At 62.5% G+C, this 19696-nt stretch carries 18 protein-coding genes; 1 reads left to right on the top strand and 17 read right to left on the bottom strand.

What is annotated here, in order from left to right; all coding sequences use genetic code 11:
* Window positions 1-16: 16 nt before the first annotated feature.
* Complete coding sequence (locus AWU82_RS24290) at window positions 17-1708, bottom strand: vWA domain-containing protein (protein ID WP_064382688.1); 1692 nt, start codon at window positions 1706-1708, stop codon at window positions 17-19.
* Between the two features lie 89 nt (window positions 1709-1797).
* Complete coding sequence (locus AWU82_RS24285; protein ID WP_064382687.1) at window positions 1798-2358, bottom strand: YbhB/YbcL family Raf kinase inhibitor-like protein; 561 nt, start codon at window positions 2356-2358, stop codon at window positions 1798-1800.
* A 139-nt stretch (window positions 2359-2497) separates the two neighbouring features.
* On the opposite strand from AWU82_RS24285, the gene AWU82_RS24280 reads away from it, so the two are divergent.
* Window positions 2498-4027, top strand: a complete 1530-nt coding sequence (locus tag AWU82_RS24280; RefSeq protein WP_064382686.1) for an FAD-dependent oxidoreductase — start codon at window positions 2498-2500, stop codon at window positions 4025-4027.
* Here the strand turns inward: AWU82_RS24280 and pgaD are convergent.
* The 15 genes from pgaD to AWU82_RS24205 all read right to left on the bottom strand — a co-directional run bounded on the left by pgaD (window position 4020) and on the right by AWU82_RS24205 (window position 19675).
* Window positions 4020-4553 (bottom strand): poly-beta-1,6-N-acetyl-D-glucosamine biosynthesis protein PgaD, encoded by a 534-nt coding sequence (gene pgaD / locus AWU82_RS24275; protein WP_064382685.1) that lies wholly within the window; start codon window positions 4551-4553, stop codon window positions 4020-4022. The two genes, AWU82_RS24280 and pgaD, sit on opposite strands and share 8 nt — an antisense overlap.
* Complete coding sequence (gene pgaC / locus AWU82_RS24270; protein WP_064382684.1) at window positions 4550-5905, bottom strand: poly-beta-1,6-N-acetyl-D-glucosamine synthase; 1356 nt, start codon at window positions 5903-5905, stop codon at window positions 4550-4552. The genes pgaD and pgaC overlap by 4 nt, the downstream gene beginning before the upstream one ends.
* A gap of 1 nt (window position 5906) precedes the next feature.
* Window positions 5907-7904 (bottom strand): poly-beta-1,6-N-acetyl-D-glucosamine N-deacetylase PgaB, encoded by a 1998-nt coding sequence (pgaB, locus tag AWU82_RS24265; protein WP_064382683.1) that lies wholly within the window; start codon window positions 7902-7904, stop codon window positions 5907-5909.
* Window positions 7905-7916: 12 nt separating this feature from the next.
* Window positions 7917-10397: a poly-beta-1,6 N-acetyl-D-glucosamine export porin PgaA gene (pgaA, locus tag AWU82_RS24260; protein WP_064382682.1), complete on the bottom strand. Its 2481-nt coding sequence runs from the start codon at window positions 10395-10397 to the stop codon at window positions 7917-7919.
* Window positions 10398-10653: 256 nt separating this feature from the next.
* Window positions 10654-12159: a YdgA family protein gene (locus AWU82_RS24255; RefSeq protein ID WP_064382681.1), complete on the bottom strand. Its 1506-nt coding sequence runs from the start codon at window positions 12157-12159 to the stop codon at window positions 10654-10656.
* Between the two features lie 199 nt (window positions 12160-12358).
* Window positions 12359-12994: a hypothetical protein gene (locus AWU82_RS24250; protein WP_064382680.1), complete on the bottom strand. Its 636-nt coding sequence runs from the start codon at window positions 12992-12994 to the stop codon at window positions 12359-12361.
* A 93-nt stretch (window positions 12995-13087) separates the two neighbouring features.
* Window positions 13088-14530 carry an efflux transporter outer membrane subunit gene (locus AWU82_RS24245; RefSeq protein WP_064382679.1) on the bottom strand — a complete coding sequence of 481 codons (1443 nt, stop codon included), beginning with the start codon at window positions 14528-14530 and terminating at the stop codon, window positions 13088-13090.
* The gene (locus AWU82_RS24240; protein ID WP_064382678.1) at window positions 14527-15414 is read right to left on the bottom strand and encodes an efflux RND transporter periplasmic adaptor subunit; all 888 of its coding nucleotides are present in this window, start codon (window positions 15412-15414) and stop codon (window positions 14527-14529) included. Before AWU82_RS24240 ends, AWU82_RS24245 begins: the two co-directional genes overlap by 4 nt.
* Entirely contained in the window at window positions 15411-15620 is a 210-nt protein-coding gene (locus AWU82_RS24235; RefSeq protein ID WP_007957657.1) for a DUF1656 domain-containing protein, read from the bottom strand. The genes AWU82_RS24240 and AWU82_RS24235 overlap by 4 nt, the downstream gene beginning before the upstream one ends.
* Window positions 15617-17680, bottom strand: a complete 2064-nt coding sequence (locus AWU82_RS24230) for an FUSC family protein (RefSeq protein ID WP_064382677.1) — start codon at window positions 17678-17680, stop codon at window positions 15617-15619. Before AWU82_RS24230 ends, AWU82_RS24235 begins: the two co-directional genes overlap by 4 nt.
* Window positions 17677-18105 carry a MarR family winged helix-turn-helix transcriptional regulator gene (locus tag AWU82_RS24225; protein ID WP_011331882.1) on the bottom strand — a complete coding sequence of 143 codons (429 nt, stop codon included), beginning with the start codon at window positions 18103-18105 and terminating at the stop codon, window positions 17677-17679. The genes AWU82_RS24230 and AWU82_RS24225 overlap by 4 nt, the downstream gene beginning before the upstream one ends.
* A gap of 124 nt (window positions 18106-18229) precedes the next feature.
* Window positions 18230-18511 (bottom strand): type II toxin-antitoxin system RelE family toxin, encoded by a 282-nt coding sequence (locus AWU82_RS24220; RefSeq protein ID WP_064382676.1) that lies wholly within the window; start codon window positions 18509-18511, stop codon window positions 18230-18232.
* Window positions 18501-18746 (bottom strand): type II toxin-antitoxin system Phd/YefM family antitoxin, encoded by a 246-nt coding sequence (locus AWU82_RS24215; RefSeq protein WP_039773014.1) that lies wholly within the window; start codon window positions 18744-18746, stop codon window positions 18501-18503. Before AWU82_RS24215 ends, AWU82_RS24220 begins: the two co-directional genes overlap by 11 nt.
* Window positions 18747-18841: 95 nt before the next feature.
* On the bottom strand, window positions 18842-19084 hold the full coding sequence (locus AWU82_RS24210; protein ID WP_039773016.1) for a DUF2789 domain-containing protein: 243 nt from the start codon (window positions 19082-19084) through the stop codon (window positions 18842-18844).
* Between the two features lie 129 nt (window positions 19085-19213).
* Window positions 19214-19675 (bottom strand): aminoacyl-tRNA deacylase, encoded by a 462-nt coding sequence (locus tag AWU82_RS24205; protein WP_064382675.1) that lies wholly within the window; start codon window positions 19673-19675, stop codon window positions 19214-19216.
* Window positions 19676-19696: the final 21 nt, after the last annotated feature.

Genomic DNA, 19696 nt, shown 5'->3' with positions numbered 1-19696 from the left:
CCTTTGAGGCGGCTCACTATTCAATCCGTCGCTCAGTGGACATTCCGTTGGAGGCAGTGGAGGTACGCAGGCTCTGCGCAAGTTCCACCAGCTGCACGAACTCGTTGCGCAGGCCGAAGCGGTCATCGCCACGGGCACCGCGGGCCAGGGCTTCGGTGTCCTTGAGGCTGAAATCGCCGGTGTAGCGACCGTCCTTGAGTTGCTGGGAAAACGCGGCGACGGCGGCAGCAAAGCGCAGGTCTTCACTGGCCGGTGCAACCTGACTGGCAATCGGCCGCTCGATCAGCAGACTTTTCCCACCCTCAGGCCTTTGATATCGCACACGCAGCATGGCCAATTCTCCTTTCTTCTCGGAAACCACTGCATCGGTTTTTCCGTAACGCAGCGGTTCCAGCCAGCCCTTCTCGCCTGTCGGGACAATTTCATACAACGCCGTCACCGTATGGCCTGCACCGATTTCACCGGCATCGACCTTGTCATTGCTGAAATCCTCACGCTTCAACGCGCGGTTCTCGTAACCGAGCAGCCGGTACTCGCTGACCTGCGCCGGGTTGAACTCGACCTGCAACTTGACGTTTTTCGCCACCACGGCGAGGGTCGAACCGAGTTGATCCACCAGCACCTTGCGCGCTTCGCGCAGGTTGTCGATGTAGGCGTAGTTGCCGTCACCGGCATCGGCCAGTTGTTCCATCAGGTGTTCATTGTAGTTATCCACACCGAAACCCAGGGTGGTCAGGGAAATCCCGGTCTTGCGTTTATCCACAGCCATTTGTTGCAGACTGTCGAAGTCGCTGATGCCGACATTGAAGTCACCGTCGGTGGCCAACAGGATGCGGTTGATGCCTTTGGGGATGAACGCCTGTTGCGCCATCTGATAAGCCAGTTCGATGCCTGAAGCGCCCGCAGTCGAGCCGCCGGCGGTCAATCGCTCGATGGCTGTGCGAATTTTCGCCTTTTCCCGTCCGGAAGTCGGCTCCAACACCACTCTGGATTCGCCGGCATACACCACCAGCGATACCCGATCCTGCTCGCGCAATTGATCGACCAGTAATTTCAGGGTGCTTTTGACCAGTGGCAAGCCTTCGCGGCGGTCCATCGAGCCGGACACATCCACCAGAAACACCAGATTGGCCGGGGCCAGTTCCGCCACCGCGCGGTCGGACGCCTTGATGCCGATACGCAGCAAGCGGGTGTGCGGGTTCCACGGTGAGGCAGCCAGTTCGGTCGTCACGCCGAAGGGCGAGCCATCGCTCGGCAGCGCATAATCGTAGGGAAAGTAATTGACCATCTCTTCCAGCCGCACCGCGCCTTCCGGCGGCAGTCGACCCTGATTGAGCAGGCGCCGCACATTGGCGTAGGCGCCGGTGTCGACGTCGGCACTGAAGGTCGAGACAGGAGTTTCGGCGACGCTGTGGATCGGGTTGTCGGCCAGGTTGGCGTACTGCTCGCGCTGCTCGTCGCGATAGCCTTGTGGATAACTTTCAGCGGCCGGCAGCGGTGCAAAACTGGCGATCGGCGCTGCCCGTACACTGCGTTTGGCCATCGCGCTATCGGCCATCATCGCTTCGGACTGCACGGAGGATTTCAGCTCGGTCTGCGCCGGAGGCGGCGCGACGGTGGTTTCCGGGCTGGAAGAAACACCGCAACCGGCAACCACCAGCAACACACTGGCAGCAAGGGGGCGCAGAAGCGTGGAAGGAAGGGACATGGGGGCTGACCTCGGGGAAGAATTGATCCATTCATCCCCTGAGACGGGCAGCCCTGTCAGTTCGGGTTAAACCTCGCCGAAATTTTTTTTCAGCGGTGATAACGCCGCACCGCACTGCTGTTGCGCAGCACGTGGCCTTTGATCTTTTCCATCAGCTGGGCGCGGGTCAGGCCGGCGGGCAAGGCGTCCGGGGCCAGATCCAGAGCGTAGATCTGGATGATGTAGTGGTGCGCGCTGTCGCCCACCGGTGGGCAGGGGCCGATGTAGCTGGTGGTGCCTTTGCTGTTGGTGCCACCGACGCCTTCGAGGGCCGATTTGGCGCCGACACCGGCCGCAATCTGCCGGGTCGTGGCCTTGATCCCGTAGTGAATCCAGTGATCGACACCCGAACCTTTCTGGCCGTCCGGATCGTGCATGACGATGGCGTAGCTCAGGGTTCCGGCCGGGCCGGCATTCCAGCTCAGGGCCGGCGACTGGTTCTTGCCGCCGCAACCGGCCGCATCGCTGGCCGCCGCCGAGGTGAACAGACGGTTATCCGACACACCGGGAATGCTGAGGGTGAAACGCTCCTGGGCCTGCGCCGGAAACTGCACGCAAAGGGCGACGGCAACGGCCGCCAGCCAAGGGTTGAGAGAGGTCAATCGGGTCATTCCGGGAGCACCTTGTGCAGTTGGGCCTTCGTCGGCCTGCAAACTATAGCCGTACCGTTCGTGCCGTGGCAGTGGCAAATGGCTGAACCTCGCAATGCGGCCCAAACTCGTAAGAGAAATGCCTGTGAGGAGCACGACCATGACCCTGCACCGTGTCGCCCGTTTCGCCGATGTGCCTGAAGACCGTGGCCTGGAGGTAAAGATCGGCGACTGCAAGATTGTTCTGCTACGCGTTGCCGGCCAATTGCGCGCCTTTCAGGGGCAATGCCCGCACGCCGGCGCGCCGTTGGCGGAAGGTGCGTTGTGCCACGGCCGGCTGATCTGCCCGTGGCACAAGGCAGCTTTTCGTGCCGAAGATGGCGCGCTGTGCGAGCCTCCGGCACTGGACAGCCTCAAGCGCTATCCGCTGGAACTGCGCGGCGACGAGGTGTGGGTCGATGACCAGCCGCTGCCGGATCCGCACACCCCGCCGCAGGACGATCCGCGCACCTTTGTCATCGTCGGCGCCGGTGCCGGGGGAACGGCCTGCGCTGCCGCCCTGCGGGAAAAAGGCTTCGGCGGGCGGATCGTGCTGATCGACCGCGAGCCGGACGCCGGCTACGACCGAACGGTGCTGAGCAAATTCGTGCTGTCCGGGGAAATGCCGGCGGCGGAAACCCCGCCGCTGCGCGATGAGGTCTTTTACCGCGAGCAGCACATCAACCGTGTTTCAGGCGAGGTCAGCGGGCTCGATACCGAAGCCAAGACTCTTCACCTGAGCGATGGCCGCACACTGCATTACGACGCGGCGGTGCTGGCCACCGGCGCAACGCCCAACGCGCTGGAACTACCCGGCGCCGACCTGCCCCAGGTGTTTGTCCTGCGCTCAAAAGCCCAGGCGCAATCCATCATGGACGCTGCTCAACCGGGACAGCGCGCGGTGATCATCGGTGACAGCTTCATTGCCCTTGAATGCGCTTCGGCCCTGCGCCAGCAAGGTCTCGAGGTGACGGTGCTGGCGCGTCACGCAACTCCGTTCGCGGCGCAATTCGGTGAAGCCGTCGGCAAGGCGATCCGGGCACTCCATGAAGAAAACGGCGTGAAATTCATCACTGATCACGAAGCCAGGGAGATCACCGGCGACGGCAAGGTCGAGGCGGTGTTGCTCGACAATGGCCTGCGCCTGTCGGCGGATCTGGTGTTGGCGGGAATCGGCGTGCACCCGGCCACCGAAGTGTTCGGCGATCTGCCGCGCGAGGACGATCAATCACTGTTGGTCGATGCCAGCCTGCGCGTCACCGAGAGCCTGTGGGCGATTGGCGATATCGCCACCTTCCCGTTGAACGGCAAACCTCAACGTATCGAACACTGGCGCCTGGCCCAGCAGCACGCGCGGATCGCCGCCGCCAACCTGCTCGGTGGCGATGAGCATTACCTCGATGTGCCGTATTTCTGGACCTGGCATTTCGGCCGTAACTACGACTACCTCGGTCACGCCGAGCGGTGGGACGAAGTCGAATTTATCGGCGAACCCGAACAGCCGCCGTTTATCGGGCTGTTCGGGAGCAAGGGCGTGGTGGTGGCGGCGATCGCCTGTGAGCAGGAGCGGGCGATGGCGCTGCTGGCCGAACGCATGAAACAACCACTGCCGATGGATGAAGCCTGGCGGCTGATTCGCGCCGTCAGGTGATCCGGTTCAACGGCTCGCGGTTGTCGTCGTCCTCGGCGCCCAGGAAGATCACCCGAGGACGCTCCAGCGGCGCCAGCGGTGGCGGCAGCTCTTGCGGCTGAGCCGGCCACAGATGCGGCACCACATGACTGACATCGCCGTCCTGATCGTTGTGGATGGTCATCACGCCCGGCCCGCGCAGCTTCTGAAAGCGGTCGTCATTCAGTTTGAAGCTGCGGCTCAGTCCCTCATCGTCGACCACCGGGGAGGGCAACCGGCGCTGGGCGAAGCTTCGGCTCTTGCGTTGCTGATAGCGCGCCCAGCCGATCAGGATCACCGCGTTGACCACCGCCACCCACAGATAAATCTGCAAGGTGCCGAGGGCTTCGAACGCCGAGTTGTCGAGGCGTGGCCCGCCTTCGTGAGTATCAATCAGCGGCCACAGACCGCGTACCAGCAGATACAGCAGGCCGATCCACGCCAGCACGGTGAAGAACGCATCGAGCAGCACCAGAAACGGTCGTTGCCGGGTCCGGATGATTTTCATTTGATAACCTCCTCTTCATCGTCCCCGAGCGGCTTGATTCCCCGGTCGGGACTGATCCAGCGCGCACGTTTCTGGTGTTGGCCGAACAAGACTTTGGGGAAACTGACCAGCGTGGTCAGCAGGCTGACGAGCCAGAACGCGATCGGATACCACACCACCCAGAACATGGTCCTGCCCAGGCCCGGCTCATAACGCCGGTCGATGACGATGCTGACCGCGAACTGCACCAGGCAGACAAAGGCCAGCAGCAAACCGGTGAAGGCTGGCGGCATCAGGTGATCGACCGCAATCGCCTCAGGCATGACCACGAACTTGCCGACGGCCCAGAAGATCACCGACAACAGGAAGGTGAACGCCCAGCCGGTCGACAGGCAGTATTCGAACAGCAGCGGCCACAGGTAACGGTGACGGTACTGCCAGATCCCGCGAATGTTCTTGAACAGCACCTCGGCACCGCCCTGGGCCCAGCGCAGGCGCTGCTTCCACAGACCGCGCAGGGTTTCCGGCATCAGGATCCAGCACAGGGCACGGGGCTCGTAGAAGATGCTCCAGTGATCCAGTTGCAGCTTCCAGCTGATGTCGATGTCTTCGGTGATCATGTCCGGGCTCCAGTAGCCGACCCGGTTCAGCGCCGTGCGGCGGAACGCGACGATCACCCCCGACACGGTGAAGATCCGCCCGAACACCCGCTGGGTGCGCTTGATCAGCCCGATGATCGACGAGAACTCACCGACCTGCACCCGCCCGACCAAGGTTGAACGCGTGCGGATCCGTGGGTTGCCGGTCACCGCACCCAGTCGTGCGTTGTCGAGCATCGGCGCGACGAGGTAAGCGGCGGTATTCGGCGCCAGCAGCGCATCACCGTCGATGCACACCAGATATTCGCTGCGCGCCGCGATGGCGCCCATGCGCAGGGCCACGGCCTTGCCCTGGTTTTCCGCCAGGTGCAGCACGCGCAGCCGCGGGTCTTCCTTGGCCAGCGCATCCAGCACTTCGGCGGTGTTGTCCTTGGAGCCGTCGTTGATCGCGATGACTTCGATGTTCGGGTAGTGCTGCGCCAGCGCCGCGTGGATGGTGTCGGCGGCGTTGTCGCCCTCGTTGTAGCAAGGGATCAGGATCGAAATCAGCGGTTCGCCTTCCAGCGGTGGCGGCAGGGTGTCGTCCTTCCACGGCCAGTGCCGTTCCCAGTGCAGCCAGAAATACAGACCACCGGAAATCCACAACCCGGACATGAACAGCGGGTAGAAGAACACGAAGTCCATCAGAAATTGCCCGGTGACCAGGAAGATCAGCCCCAGCGGAACGCCGAGGACGAGCGCCAGAACAAGCAGGGCCAGCAATCTATCCAGCATGTCATGGGTTCCATTTGTTTGAGAGCGCAGGCCGCACCGTTTTCAGGTCAGGCATGTTCTCGAGAAAGTTGTCCGGGTAGTAGCCAAAGCTGGTGGCGCCCTGACGTTTGAGGCGGCTCATCCAGTCGGCCAGTTGCGCGCCGTCGATGTCGGCCTGGTCCTTTTTCGTCCAGTCCCGGGCCTGCAGTTCGAACACCGTGCGATCCAGCGCCCCGGGGCGCTGTTTGATCTTCGCCACCAGTTCTTCGAGCCACAGGCCGGACTGCGCATAGGTCTGTTTTTCCATGAGCGGCATGGCCATCGGCGCCGTCCAGTCGTAAGTCCCGAGGAAGTCGTCGAGGTTCTGCGCAAACCACGCTTCGCTGTGCGGATTGAGCACCGGCTCGGCGAAGATGTTGCGTGCGGTGAGCACTTGCGGGCCACGAATCGCGCGTACCTTGGCGGTCAGCTCGTTGGTGAAGTCGATCAGGTAGCGGCTCTTGAAGCGCGTCCAGCGCTGCATCGCCGCTGGATCGTCACGCAGAGCGGCGATCGAGCCCGGCAGGCCGTTGGCGACATAGGTCTTCAGCGCCTGAGGGCCGGCGTCTTCGAAGTCCGAAAGCACCGCATCATCGTGGTAGAGGACACCGTCGACCGAAGTCAGGCGTGCCACGTCTTCGTAGATCTCGCCGATGATCCGCCGCACTTCGGGATCGAACGGCGACAGGCGTTTGTATTGATCCGGGTCGACAGCGCTCGTACCCGTCTTCGGATCCCAGCGCGTCACCCGTGGCAACTTCGAATCCAGCTCGAAACTCAGCACCGGCATCCAGGCAAAGACCTTTACGTGAGCCCGGGTGCGCAATTGCCAGGCGACACGGTCGAACAGGTCGGCGCGCATCGGCAGATGACGGTTGGGGAAGTACAGCGAATGCACCAGGCCATCGCCCTTCGGATCGGCGAAGGCTTGCAGGAACACGGTATTGGCGCCCATGTCGGCCATGCGCTGGATCAGTTTGCCGAGGTTGATTTCCTGCTGCGCCGGGTCCGGGTCGTAGACGTTGTCCAGATCCACGTGCACCACGCGCATGGTGAAATCCGATTGCACGCCGACCACGCTGTTGGCGAAGTGCTCGCCGTCAGGGTCGGAGGCGACCAGGAAACGCGGCCCGCTCATCAGGTTGTCGAGAGCATCGAGGCCGTCATCGAGGGTCAGGGCCATTTCATAGCCCTCCTCACTCACCACCGTCAGCGACGTGCCGTCCGCCGTGCCGTAAGGCCAGACCCAGACGCGCGGTTTCTTCCCGGTGTTCTTGCGGATCTTCTCCGAGATCGCCTGCACGTCGGCGCGGATCCGCGCCTGGAAATCGGCTTCGGATTCGTAGCGTTTGCTCACTGGATCGTAGCGTCGGGTCGCGGCCGCCGGCTGCAGGTTGCCTTGCGGGTTGGCGAGGATGCCTTTGTGACTGGCGTCGGTGTGGGCGGCGATTTCCACCAGGCCCGATTGCGAGATTTCCCGCACCTGAGCCCAGGTCAGGAAGTCCGAGCGCGGACGCGGCGTGCCAGCGAAGTCCACCGGCTGGTTCAGCGGCGTATCGATCCAGGTGCCGACCGGCGCCAGCAGCGCATGCCAGTTGTAGGCGCGCAACACCGGCAGCACACGTGTGTAGAAGCTTGAGTAACCGTCGTCGAAACTGAGCAGGATCGCCTTGGGCGGCAGCTCCGGCCCACCTTTGCGTGCGGCCATGATCTGATCGACCGTCACCGGTTTGTAGTTGTTCTCGCGCAGCCAGGCGAGCTGTTCGAGCAGCCGCTCGGTGCGCACCGCCACCACCGCCTGATCGGGATCACGGTCTTCGACGTCGTGGTAGGCAATGCCCAGCACGTGGTTTTTCGGCCAGGGCTTTTCATTGGCTGCCACCGGTCGCTCGGACGGCGGCACGAAGGCCGGGGCTTGCTGGGCGCAGGCGCTGACCAGCAGCACTCCCAGCAGAAGGATGAAACGCGAAATCAAAGGCATCTTCAAACTCTTCTAGAAGCGGAAAGTGAGGTCGACGAGCAGACGCAGATCGGTTTCCCGGTCACCGTCGTAGGGCCGGTTGATCACGCTGAACAAACCGCCCACCTCGAACACATCGTTCCAGGCGTAGCGCTGGCCGTAACCGAGCAAGGCCATGCCGCCGGTGCCGTGGTCACGCTGGCTGTAAGTCCCCGCGCCGGCCTGGAATTGCTGGCTCCAGACCGTTTCGTAGCGGTGGTACAGCACGTGATTGACGTTGAGCAGCGGCATGACGCTGAAGTCCGACTTCGGGTTGAAGTACGGCACGTCATCGGACTTGGAGTTGTGGCTGGTGCCCACTTCCAGGCCCGCATCGACTTGCAGGTTCGGCGCGCTGTAGACGCCCTCTTTTCCGGTCAGCAAGGCTTCGACGCGATTGTTGCCGTCGCTGAAGTGCGACGGGCTGACCGCCAGCCGCCACTCGCGGCTCTCGTTGGCACGCCAGCGAATGAAACCGCTGCCGCCGTTGGCCTTGATGTCGCTGTTCAGTGCCCGCAGCGGGGTTTCGGCCGAGAGGTATTCAAGGCTGCCGCCGTATTGCCAGTGATCGTTGATATCCCGGGCAATCGCCAGACGTGCCCCCTGCTTATCGCCGAAACCATAGGAATGGTTCGACACTTCGGCTTCGAGGGTCATGTCGCGGGTGCGACGCTCCAGACCGACACGCTGGAAACGGTGGTGGCCGGTGCCTTCGGCGAAATCGCCAGTGGCGTATCCGGCTCCGGCGAACACTCGCCAGTCTTCATCGATCGGCGGGCTGTAAAGGGTGGTCTGGATGCCGAAATCGCGGCTGCCGGAGACCGCACCGGCATCGCCACCGTTGCCGCCGTTGGCCTTGCCGCCATAGGCTTCGACGCGCAGCTCGGACATGTCGTGCACTTCGCGCTCGCGGGCCAGACGCTGGACCTGACGGTTGTCGGGGAAGCGCGCCACCACATCATCGGTCAGCGCATCCATTTGCCGCCATTCCTGCAAGTCCATGGCGGTACGGGCCTGCGCCACTTCCAGGCCCATGTCGCGCGGCGCGATGCTCTCGGTTTCCTTGAGCTGGCTTTCCGCGCGGCGCGGCCAGTTGCGGGCCAGGTACAGATCGGCCTGGGCCAGGCGCAGGCCGGTGTTGCCCGGTGCCTGATCCACCAGAGTCTGCAAGCGTTCTTCGCCGTGAGGCAGGTCGGAGCCATAGGTGCCGGCCTGTGCCGCCAGTTGCTGGGCGTCCATCCATTCGTCGTTGGGGTTGCCGATCGGCAAGCCCTTGAGTTCGACACGCGGCTTCTGCGCCCTGGCCTGATCTTCGGCGACCTTGCGTGCCTCTTCGGCACGGTCACTTTCCAGCAGCGAGTAATACAGCGCCGTGGTGTCCTCGAGTCGGTCGCCGACATCGGCGTCCGGTGCCGCCAGTACCTGACGGTAAAGATCGGTGGCAATTTCCGGCTGGCGCTGATCCAGATAGGACGCCGCCACCCAGCGCTGGGCGTAGGTCGGGATCTTTACGCCTTCACCTTGCAGCTTCTGGTATTCGCTTATCACTTCGGCGGTACGCGCCCGGGCCTTGAGTGCGCCCATGCGGTCGATGCGCCAGCGGGTCACGTCGTCGTGGGCGCTGGCGTCCGGGGTCCAGGTGGCGAGCAACTGGTCGTAGTCGGCCAGGGCGCGGTCGGCGATCACGTAGCGTTCTTTTTCACTGCGGGTGGCCAGTTCAGCGAGTCGCACGCGTTCGGCGGCCAGATCGCCTTCCAGACGCCGCAAGGTGACGGGATCGATCAACCCCGGACGCTGTCTGGCAAGACGCAGCGCCGGCTCCGGCAGACGCGCCTTTTGCAGGGCGACCACGTATTCGCGGGCCACTTCCGGTTTGTTGCCGGCGCGAATAAAGGCCTGGTCGTATTCGAACAGCGCGTCGTAGGGCTTGCCGGCGCGATTCAGGGCGTAGCCCAGCGCCAGTCGGCGGGAAGGGTCATCGGGTTTGGCGGCGACCAGGGAGCGGGCGCGGATCACCCCTTCGTCGGGCTTGCTGGAGTCGGCCTGGGTCAGCGCCAGACCGAGTTGCAGGTCGGCGTTGTCCGGCTCCAGCGCCAGAGCCTTGTTGTAGACCTGGATCGCCTGATCCCAGCGCTTGAGGTTGCGATAGGCCCGGGCGGTGGCGGTCAGCGCCTGAACGGGTAGCACCCGGTTGCGGCCCTGAGCTTCGTAGACCTGAACCACTTCGGCGTCGAGCCCGGCCCAACCGGCGATTTGCAGGTGATCGCTGACCTGCCCGGTGGTGGCCTGGGCCGCAGGCACCTGACGCAGCACCGTCAAAGCAGGGGTGTAATGCCCGGCCCGGGCGTCGAGCACCATTTGATCGTAGGCTGTGTCGCCGAACGCGAGCACGGGCCAGAGCAACTGGCTGCACAACGCGACTCGAAACAATGGGCGTAAACCACGATGTAATACAGGACCATCAATACGCGGCATTCGTCAGCATCCTTACATGGCCAGCCGGGTAGCAGTGCCCCCTTTGCCAAATTCGTAACGAAGGCCAGATCGACTCACCTGGCCAAGCTATCCAAGCAGTCTTGCACGCATGTGCAGATCAATATTCAGAACACAATAATTGTTCAGATTCGTGACGATGATGGGCCCCGGCTAACCGTTCAGCCGGATGCCAGGCAGCAAAACGCCCGGCGTCTGCGGGTGCAGAGGCCGGGCGTTTCGGTGAAGCGCGGGGCGTTTACTGAGGCTGTTCGATACTGCCGAACTTGCTCATCAGGAAGCCCACGAACTGCTCGACGGTCATCTTCTGGCCGTTGAATTCCACCTGATTGGCGGCGTAATGCAGCTTGGTGACAACGTTGGTGCCATCCAGGGTCGCCAGCTGCGAACCGACAGCCATGCCGGCGAACATGTCGGCACCCGCGCTGGCCTGGTCAACGATGGCCTTGGCATCGGTCTGACCATCGATTTGCGCCTGCACACTGAGCAGATCGACCAGCATCGGCTTGGACACCAGCACATTGATGTCCAGCAGCGCGATCAACTGTTTGCCCAATTGATCCGGTGGCAGGTCCATCGACGCAGGTTTGGTCAGGTCGAGCACCAGATTCGCCCTGCTTTCGCCGTTGGCGGTTTTCAGCGACAAGTCTTCCAGCGCCAATTGCGGCCCGGCCGCCAGCAGTTTCTGCAGGTCGGCCTTGACCTGGGTGGACTCGGCCTCGGTCAGGTTCAGCTCCGGTGCCGGCTGGCCGGCGGCGGCAGCTTCGGCGGCGGCTTTCTCGTAAGGCTGCAGCTTGGTCTGGTAGATCTGCATCAGCGACATGGCCGACGGAATGTCGAGGTTTTTCAGGCTCATGGCCAGATTGGCCGATCCGATCTTCTTGTCGTTGAGGGTCACTTCAGCGACCTTGTAGTCGGCACGGCCGGAGGCGTTGCTGCCGTTCTCTTCGGTACGGTTCTTCATTTCGAAGTTCTTCACACCCAGCACCGACTGCTTGGCGCCGAAGGTGGTCTTGCTGCTGGTCAGTTCCAGGGTGCTTTCGCCGGTGTAGTAGCCGTAAGTGCTCTTGGCGAGATTGCTGGCCAGGGTCAGGCCATTGAGTTCGATCTGCACCGGCGTCTGGTCTTCGGCGACCGTGGTCAGGTGCAGGCTGTCCATGTAGCCGTCGGCCTTGACCTTCTGGGCCTGGGCGCTGGCGGAAATATCCATGTTCAGGCCGGAAAACTTCAGGTTCGACTTGTCATCCAGCGCAGTTTCCAGTGGCAGCAGTTCGAGGTTGCCGGTGGTGGACTGGTCGTAGCCGATGTTGACCACGCCTTTGAGCGGCGCGGCGCCCTTGGTGGCGGCAAACCATTTTTCGGTGATCGGGGTCTTTTCCAGTTCGAAGTGACTGGTGGCCATGACCGGCAGCCATTTCAGCGACACCAGACGCGAGAACGGCAGCGGGCCGTGTTCGATGTGGTCGACGAACAGCAGCTCGACCGGTGCTTCGCCGAACATTTCACCCTCGCCCTTGAGGCGATAGTGCGCGGTGCTGCTGAAGGTGTTGCGCTCCAGCGACACCAGCTCCAGCGATGCACTGCCGTTGGAGCCGGCCATGGCGGTCTGCAACTCGCTGTTGGCACTGGCGACGGCATTGTTCAGCACGCCTTCGATTTTGGTGCCGGTGTACCAGGCCCCGCCTACGCTGATGGCGCCAATGGCCACAACAATTCCGAGAAGCACGCCTGCTGATTTATTCATGAATGACCTGATCGATTTCCGTGGCTGAAAGTGTGGTCGTCTTCCCTGAACCCGTGACCGGGCCGTGGCGCGACTCCGCTGAATTTAGCGGTGGAGATTAGCACTGGCAGTGCAACGCGGCCCAATGTTTAAAGGTTAAAGAGTGTCGACATGACATGGACAAACAAAAAGATCGCCGGGTTCGGCGATCTTTTCGGGCTCAGGAGTATTGAACCTCGATCTCGTCCAGCTGATGGTCGAAGCTTTTCAGCCGTGCGGTCCAGGTGTACACCAGCACTTCGAAATCCCGGTCGATCACCGCCCCGCCCGGCCCGTCGCTGCGCGGGTCGCAGAAGTCCAGTTGATAACGCTCGCGGGCCATGGCCGTGGCGACGTCCGAGAGTTCACGGGCATTGTTGAGCCAGTGCCAGCCGTCGTCGGCGACTTGCCGGTCGAGAGCCAGGCATTGTTTTTTCAGGGCTTCGAGGCTTTTTTCCAGCGGCGTGCCGGTGAGTTCGCCCATGACTTCGGCGAAAGTGCGCCCCGGCTGCCAGTAGCCGCCCCAGAAATAGCGGTCGAACACGGTTTCGACTTTGCGCAGCGCAACTTTGGTGTCCCAGATCAGCAGCAGTGTCTTGCTTTGCTCGAGCTGGCGTTTCTTGAGTCGTTGGGTCTGCACCAGGGCCGACGCCACGACCACGATCGCCATGACCGCGATCAACGCCACGGTGCTGTCGAGGAAGACCATTGCCTTGTCAATCTGATGAGCCAGCATGATGCCGTAGAAATAGGTGGCCGACAGCAGCACCAAGGCTACCAGGGCGCACCAGAAGCCGAGAGCGTAAGGGTTTTTCATTATTGGTTTCCCCTAGACCTGCGCTAGCGATGTGCACTGAAAAGGCGCCTGGTTCGGGGCGCCCTTTCAATACTTCAAAGCATAGCAACGGCCTCAGGGTTTGCTGGCGCTCGAGGCTTGCGTTCGTCCGCTTTCCCAACCGCCGCCCAGGGCGAGGAACAAATCGATCTGGCTCATGGCAACCTGGGTGTTGGCGGCGGCCAGTTGCGCGGTGACGTCGGTGTAGGTGCGGGTGGCTTGCAGATCGGCGAGGAACGACTCGCGGCCGGCCTGGAAGAAGCGATGCGTCTGGTCCGCCGCCAGTTTCGCCGACTGCTCGGCATCGGCCAGCGCATCGCGGCGTTGCAGCAGTGCGGAATACTGGGACAGGCCGGTCTGGGTTTCGCGGATGGCATTCAGCACTACACCGTCGAAATGCGCCAGTGCGCCCTGGGTCGTGGCTTCGGCTTCGCGGATGCGGGCCCGGGCGCCGTTGGTCGGCACACTCCAGCTCAGCGACGGGCCGAAGCCCCAGCGGTTGGTGGACGGTTTGCCAAGGTTGTCGAGAATGCCGACGGTGCCGATGGTCGCGCCGAAACTGATGTCCGGGTACAGCTCGCCGGTGGCGATGCCGATCCCGGCAGTCGCGGCCGCCAGACGCCGCTCGGCCTGGCGGATGTCCGGCCGACGCTTGAGCAGCGCGGCGCCGTCACCGACTGGCACCAGTTGGGCGATTTTCGGCAGCTCCGCGCAGGTCGCGGTGCCGGCCGGCAGTTGATCGACAGGCTTGGCCAGCAGCATCGACAGCCGGAACAACCCGGCCTGACGCGCCGCCTCATAACGCGGCATGTCGGCGCGCAAGGATTTGAACTGGGTCTGCGAACGGGTGACCTGGGTTTCGTCGCCACGGCCAGCATCGCGCAGGCGCTGGATCAGGGTGGTGCTCTGGGATTGCAGGTCGAGAGAATGCTGGGCGATTTCCCGTTCCTCGTTCGCCGCGCAGACCTGGGTGTAGGCCCGCACCACGTCGGCGACCAGGGTGATGCGCGCCGTGTCGGCAGCGGCCTGAGTCGCATCGGCGTTGGCTTTGGCCGCTTCGATCCCACGTTGCAGCGTGCCCCACAGGTCGAACTGGTAGGACGCGCTGATACCGATATCGCCGATGTTGGCCACCGGCACTTTCTCCGGCAGCAGGAACGCTTCGCCGGATTCCTGCAAGCGTTGCGCACCCATCTTCACGCCGCCGCTCCAGCCACCGGCCGCTTCGGCTTCATCGACCTGCGCACGGGCCCGCGACAGGTTCGCCGCCGCCACCCTCAGATCGGTGTTGGAGGCCATGGCCTGCTGCACCAGTTGATCCAGACGCGGATCCTGATACAGCCGCCACCAGTCCGCCGGCACCGGGGCCGACACCACCGGTTTGCCGGCCACCGCCAGGTCGCCCTGGAAATCCTTGCGCTGGATCGCCGCGTCTTCGGGCACGTGATAATCCGGCCCGACCATCGAGCAGGCCGACAGCATCATGCCCAAACCGGCGATCATCAGGGCCCTGCTCATTTCGCGGGCTCCTGCGGTTGATCGTCGATGATCGACACGGTCGCGGTACGCCCGGCGATCATGCGGAAGTCATCCGGCACGTCGTCGAAGGCAATGCGCACCGGAATCCGTTGCGCCAGGCGCACCCAGCTGAACGCCGGGTTGACGTTGGGCAGCAGGTTGCTGCCGCTCGAACGGTCACGGTCTTCGATACCGGCGACGATGCTTTCGACATGCCCGCGCAGGCGGGCGCGGTCGCCGATCACGCGGATATCCACCGACTGCCCGACATGGATGCCGTCGAGTTTGGTCTCTTCGAAATAGCCGTCGATGTGGAACGAATTGCTGTCGACCACCGACAACACCGGACGCCCGGCGGTGACGAACTCCTGCGAACGCGGCGCACGGTCGTTGACGTAGCCGTCCACCGGACTGCGGATCACCGAGCGGTCGAGGTTGAGCTGAGCGCTGTCCACCGCCACCAGCGCTTCGGCCAGGGCCGATTGCGCTCGGGCCACTTTCGACAGGCTTTCTTCCAACTGTTCTGTCGGCACCAGATTGCCCAGACCACGGTTACGCTTGGCTTCACGCTGCGCCTGAGCCAGGGTTTCTTCGCGATCGGCTACCGCGGCCTTAGCCTGGCGCAGCGCCAGTTTGAAACGGTCCTGGTCGATGCTGAACAGCACCTGGCCGCGTTTCACCAACTGGTTGTCCTTCACTTCGACCTGCTGGATCAGCCCGGACACGTCCGGGGCGATCTGCACGATGTCGGCGCGAATGTGGCCGTCGCGGGTCCAGGGCGCGAACATGTAATACATCACCATGCGCCAGACCACGACGACGGCGAAAGTCACGATCAGCAGCGTCAGGACAACGCGACCGAGGGTCAGAAACGGTTTTTTCATGTCATCAGGTATCGACTGAGTGAATCCACGCCGTACAGCATCACGGCGTAGAGAGCCACGTTGAACAATGCCCGGTGCCAGACCAGACGGTAGAAATGCAGGCGTGTGAGCACGCCGTGTACCAACACAAACAGCACATAAGTGATGCCCATCAACACCAGCAGGGTCGGCAGGAAAATGCCGCTGATATCCAGATCACCGATCATAGGGGCGCTCCTTCGGGCAGCGGTTCTTCGGGCTCTGCGTTGGAAACGAATTCCACACCGGGCAACAGCGCCAGGCGCAAACCGCTCAAGGCATGCAACAGGTTGAGCCGGGTTTCTTCATCGCCGTGGCCGTTGAGCGCGCGGCGGGTGCGATCCATGGTCATCAGCAGGGCGCTCGGCGCCGGCAGGCGTTCGCCGGCCTTGAGGCAGGCCCGGAAATACTCGCCGACCTCTGCCACCACTTGCTTGAGCAACGCGTTGGGCGCGCCTGTCACTCGCGGTGTGTAGGCGAGCAGGTCGAGCAGGTTCAGCCCCACGCGCACTTCGCGCATAGCGATGCCGGTGTCTTGGCCGGTCAGGGCCAGACGCGGCAGGTGCTGCATCAGGCGGTCGAGCAGTTGCACGCCAAGCTGTCGGTGTTCGGCGAGGTTGGCCGGTTCGGTCATGCTGACGATGTCTTTCCAGCTGAAACGGGTCAGGCGCTTGGCCGCCAGCTCGGCGCCGAACGGCCGGGCGATCAGGGTCCAGATAAACGCGAACAACAACCCGATCGGGCCCGCCAGGTTGGAATTGACGAAGGCAAAGAAGTCCGCGTCGTAAGCACCGGAAATGCTGATGAACGACGAGGTGTTGACCAGCGTCAGCAGCATGCCGAGGTAGAAGCGTGGCTGCACCGTCAGGGTGCCGACACAGATGAACGGCACCGCGAACGCCAGCACCAGCATCGGAAAGTCATGCAGGTTCGGCAGCACCAGAAACAGGTACAGACTGGCAAACAGCACCGACATCCCGGTCCAGAAAAAGAACCGGTAGATCTGCGGCGCCGGGTCGTCCATCGAGGCGAAGAAGCTGCACGAGACCGCCGCCAGAATCACCGCGCTGCCGCCGTCGGTCCAGCCGAGCAGGATCCACAACACCGAGGCAACGATGATCGCCAGAATGGTCGAGGCCACCGAATACAGCATCAGCCCACGGTCGATGAATGGCGTCAGGCGACCGAGGCGCCAGTGGCGATAGACCGCGCGCCAGCTGTCCTGGCGCTCGCACAGGATTGCGTCCTGCAGACTGCGGCAGTCCTGCCACAGATCAATGAATTCACCGAGGCGGTACAGCGCGTTGGAAAACAGCAACTGTTTGCGATCTTCCAGGGCTTCGGCGCTCGGTTGCAGCGCTTCGAGCTGATCCCGCAGGGCTTGCCAGCGCTCCAGATCGGCGTCTTTGTGGCCGAGCCATTCGCGAGTCGCGGTGAGCAGCGGGGCGAATTTTTCCACCAGCTCCGGCGTGCGCCGTTCGAGGGCGTAAAGTGAATCTTCAAGGGCATCGATCACCGGCAACAGGTGGATCATCCGGCCGCGCAGTTCCTTGGTGTTGCGTACGGTTTGCGGCCGCGCACCTTCGTGCGGCAACTGACCGATCATCAATTCCAGGCTGTTGAAACTGCCGACCATCGCCATGCGCAGGGCTGCGACCTCTTCGGGCTGCACGTCGCGGCTGAGGAATTTCAGACTGTAAGTTGTGGCGTCGGCGAACCACTTGCCCACGGCATCGTTGAACACCGGTGCCAGACGTCGTGGCCAGAACATCGCGCCGACCACCGCCGCCACGGCGATGCCGAGAAAGATTTCCTCGGTCCGCGACTCGGCCACGTCCCACACCGCCAGCGGGTTATCCACCACCGGCAGGGCGATCAGCGGCAAGGTGTAGCCTGCCAGCATCAGCGCGTAGTTGTTGGCGGTGCGCAGGTGCAGGGACAGGAACAACAAAATCCCCGTCCACAAGGCGATGACCACCACCAGCACATAAGGGCTCTGGACGAACATCGGCACGAACAGCACCGCCGCCGCTGCACCGAGAAACGTGCCGATCGCGCGATACAGCGCCTTGGAACTGGTCGGGCCAAGGAACGGACTGGAAACGATGTACACCGTGGCCATCGCCCAGTACGGACGAGGCATCTGCATGAGCAAGGCGATGTACAGCGCGGTCATCGAGGCCGCGAACGTGCGGACCCCGTAGAACCAGTCCCGCGCGGGGGGCATGCCGGAAAAGAACCCGTTCACGGATTGATCACCGTTGGCGGAGTGGCCGCCTCGAAAGCTCTGAGTACTCGAAGCGTAGCCTCCAGATCGCGCTGGTCGATGCCTTCGAGCACTTCATGACGCAGACGCACCAGTTGCGCCTCCACCGCTTGCACCAGCTCACGGCCGGTGTCGGTCAGGCTCAGGCATTTGGCGCGACGATCCTGGGCATCTTCGGTGCGGCAGACAAACCCGGCGTGACACAACTGATCGAGCAGGCGCACCAGCGACGGCGACTCCATCCCTGCTGCCTGCGCCACCTGCACCTGGCGCACACCCTCGCCCAGCCGCCCGATCATCAACAACGGGACGGCGCAGGCTTCGGAAATTCCATAGTTGACCAGCGTGGTCTGGCAGATCTTCCGCCAATGCCTGGCGGCCACCACCATGGCACTGCTGATATTCATCTGGAGAGCGTCGAGGTTATTCGGCACGAGGGAATGCACACACTGTTAGTTTGCTAACTATCAATATCGCATTGGTGGGGAAATTCAGTCAAGTTTTGAAACAAATTGGGTTGCGTGCTTCAACTCAGCGTCTTTTCGCTTTTTCGTAGACGTCGCTTCGCTCGCGCTTACCCACGGCGACTACCGAGACAACCACCCGCTCTTCGATCACTTGGTAAACCAGTCGATAACCGGACGCTTTGAGTTTGATCTTGTAGCAATCAGGCATGCCGTGGAGCGAGTCAGCCGGAATACGCGGACGCTCAAGACGCTCAGCCAGCTTCTTTTTAAATTGATCACGCAGCGTATGACCCAGTTTGTTCCACTCTTTGTGAGCGGAAGGCAGAAATTCGAGCTTATAGGTCATCCAGGCTTACCGGTATGGGAGTCTCGTGACTGCGAGAACGAACGATTTCTGCCAACTCGAGATCATCGAGCCGCTCCATCATGGCTTCGTAAACGTCAGCCGGCACCATGTAGCCCATGACCCGGTTGTGATTCAGGACAGCAACTGCTCCTCCGTGCGCGCCGTTTAGCACTGCGGAGGGGTTTTTCTTCAGTTCAGAAACACTGACAGCCATATCGGCCAGAACACTTTGCATAATAAAAGACCTCAATTGAGGTCGTAATTCTGGTCTAAGGAAGCATTACTGGCAACCGGATGAGTCGATTCAGCTTACGAACGGCAAGCTGATAATCACCCCCGCCCCTTCCTCAACATCACATCCAACTGATCCACCACCTCCGCCCAATCCGCATCATCGAGAATTTCGTCCCGCAGGAAATCCGCCTGGCTCTTGCTCCAGAAAAACGCGTCGCACAGGTGCAGTTCCGGTTTGAGCGGGGAATGGGTGGCGATGAACTGGTCGATGCTGACCGGGTCGTTGTCCAGGCCGAGTTGCTTGAACAAGGATGGGAGGCTGTGCGTCGGGTTTTCCATGTCGGAACTCCTGCGAGATTTATAGGGTGTGAAAGATTTTTCGCGAGCAGGCCCGCTCCCCCAGGTCTAGCGCAGAACCTGTGGGAGCGAGCTTGCTCGCGATTGGCGTCGGCACAGACGCTAAAAAACCTACTGACTCAACTCCCGCACCTGCGCATGCGGCACCATTTTCAGGAACTCGGGCATGCTCATGTGCAGCAGGTTGTTGTGGTTGCCGGCTTCCAGGTAGATGTCTTTCTGCCGGGTCAGCAGCGGGTCGATGACCATGTCCAGGCCGTAGGAATCGCCCAGTGGCGGTACGGCACCGCGTTCGCAGTCGTCGAAAATGTGCGCCAGATTGCTTTCGGGGGTGATCTGCCATTCGCCGCTGCTGCGCACCTTGCTCAAGTCCAGGTGGCGGCTGGCGGGCAGCACCGCCATCAGGTAGTGCCCGTGACGGTCGTCCAGGATCACCGATTTGGCCACCCGCTCTGCGGCAATCCCGGAGACCCGCGCCGTTTCCAGGCTGCTGGACGAGTGCGGGTGGGTGACGATGTCATATTCGCATTGCGCCCGGTTGAGGCTGCTCTGCACTTTCTTGGCCATACGCATGATGCACCTCGGTGCCCGCCG

The organism is Pseudomonas glycinae, assembly GCF_001594225.2.
In the GTDB taxonomy this organism is placed as follows: domain Bacteria; phylum Pseudomonadota; class Gammaproteobacteria; order Pseudomonadales; family Pseudomonadaceae; genus Aquipseudomonas; species Aquipseudomonas glycinae.
Note: the sequence above shows the minus strand (reverse complement) of the source record. Positions and strands in the feature narration are given on the sequence as shown.

Bases quoted from the DNA above. Each gene is read 5' to 3' on its own strand.
- AWU82_RS24290 (WP_064382688.1), bottom strand. From the start codon at position 1,708: ATGTCCCTTCCTTCCACGCTTCTGCGCCCCCTTGCTGCCAGTGTGTTG.
- AWU82_RS24285 (WP_064382687.1), bottom strand. From the start codon at position 2,358: ATGACCCGATTGACCTCTCTCAACCCTTGGCTGGCGGCCGTTGCCGTC.
- AWU82_RS24280 (WP_064382686.1), top strand. From the start codon at position 2,498: ATGACCCTGCACCGTGTCGCCCGTTTCGCCGATGTGCCTGAAGACCGT.
- pgaD (WP_064382685.1), bottom strand. From the start codon at position 4,553: ATGAAAATCATCCGGACCCGGCAACGACCGTTTCTGGTGCTGCTCGAT.
- pgaC (WP_064382684.1), bottom strand. From the start codon at position 5,905: ATGCTGGATAGATTGCTGGCCCTGCTTGTTCTGGCGCTCGTCCTCGGC.
- pgaB (WP_064382683.1), bottom strand. From the start codon at position 7,904: ATGCCTTTGATTTCGCGTTTCATCCTTCTGCTGGGAGTGCTGCTGGTC.
- pgaA (WP_064382682.1), bottom strand. From the start codon at position 10,397: ATGCCGCGTATTGATGGTCCTGTATTACATCGTGGTTTACGCCCATTG.
- AWU82_RS24255 (WP_064382681.1), bottom strand. From the start codon at position 12,159: ATGAATAAATCAGCAGGCGTGCTTCTCGGAATTGTTGTGGCCATTGGC.
- AWU82_RS24250 (WP_064382680.1), bottom strand. From the start codon at position 12,994: ATGAAAAACCCTTACGCTCTCGGCTTCTGGTGCGCCCTGGTAGCCTTG.
- AWU82_RS24245 (WP_064382679.1), bottom strand. From the start codon at position 14,530: ATGAGCAGGGCCCTGATGATCGCCGGTTTGGGCATGATGCTGTCGGCC.
- AWU82_RS24240 (WP_064382678.1), bottom strand. From the start codon at position 15,414: ATGAAAAAACCGTTTCTGACCCTCGGTCGCGTTGTCCTGACGCTGCTG.
- AWU82_RS24235 (WP_007957657.1), bottom strand. From the start codon at position 15,620: ATGATCGGTGATCTGGATATCAGCGGCATTTTCCTGCCGACCCTGCTG.
- AWU82_RS24225 (WP_011331882.1), bottom strand. From the start codon at position 18,105: ATGAATATCAGCAGTGCCATGGTGGTGGCCGCCAGGCATTGGCGGAAG.
- AWU82_RS24220 (WP_064382676.1), bottom strand. From the start codon at position 18,511: ATGACCTATAAGCTCGAATTTCTGCCTTCCGCTCACAAAGAGTGGAAC.
- AWU82_RS24215 (WP_039773014.1), bottom strand. From the start codon at position 18,746: ATGCAAAGTGTTCTGGCCGATATGGCTGTCAGTGTTTCTGAACTGAAG.
- AWU82_RS24210 (WP_039773016.1), bottom strand. From the start codon at position 19,084: ATGGAAAACCCGACGCACAGCCTCCCATCCTTGTTCAAGCAACTCGGC.
- AWU82_RS24205 (WP_064382675.1), bottom strand. From the start codon at position 19,675: ATGCGTATGGCCAAGAAAGTGCAGAGCAGCCTCAACCGGGCGCAATGC.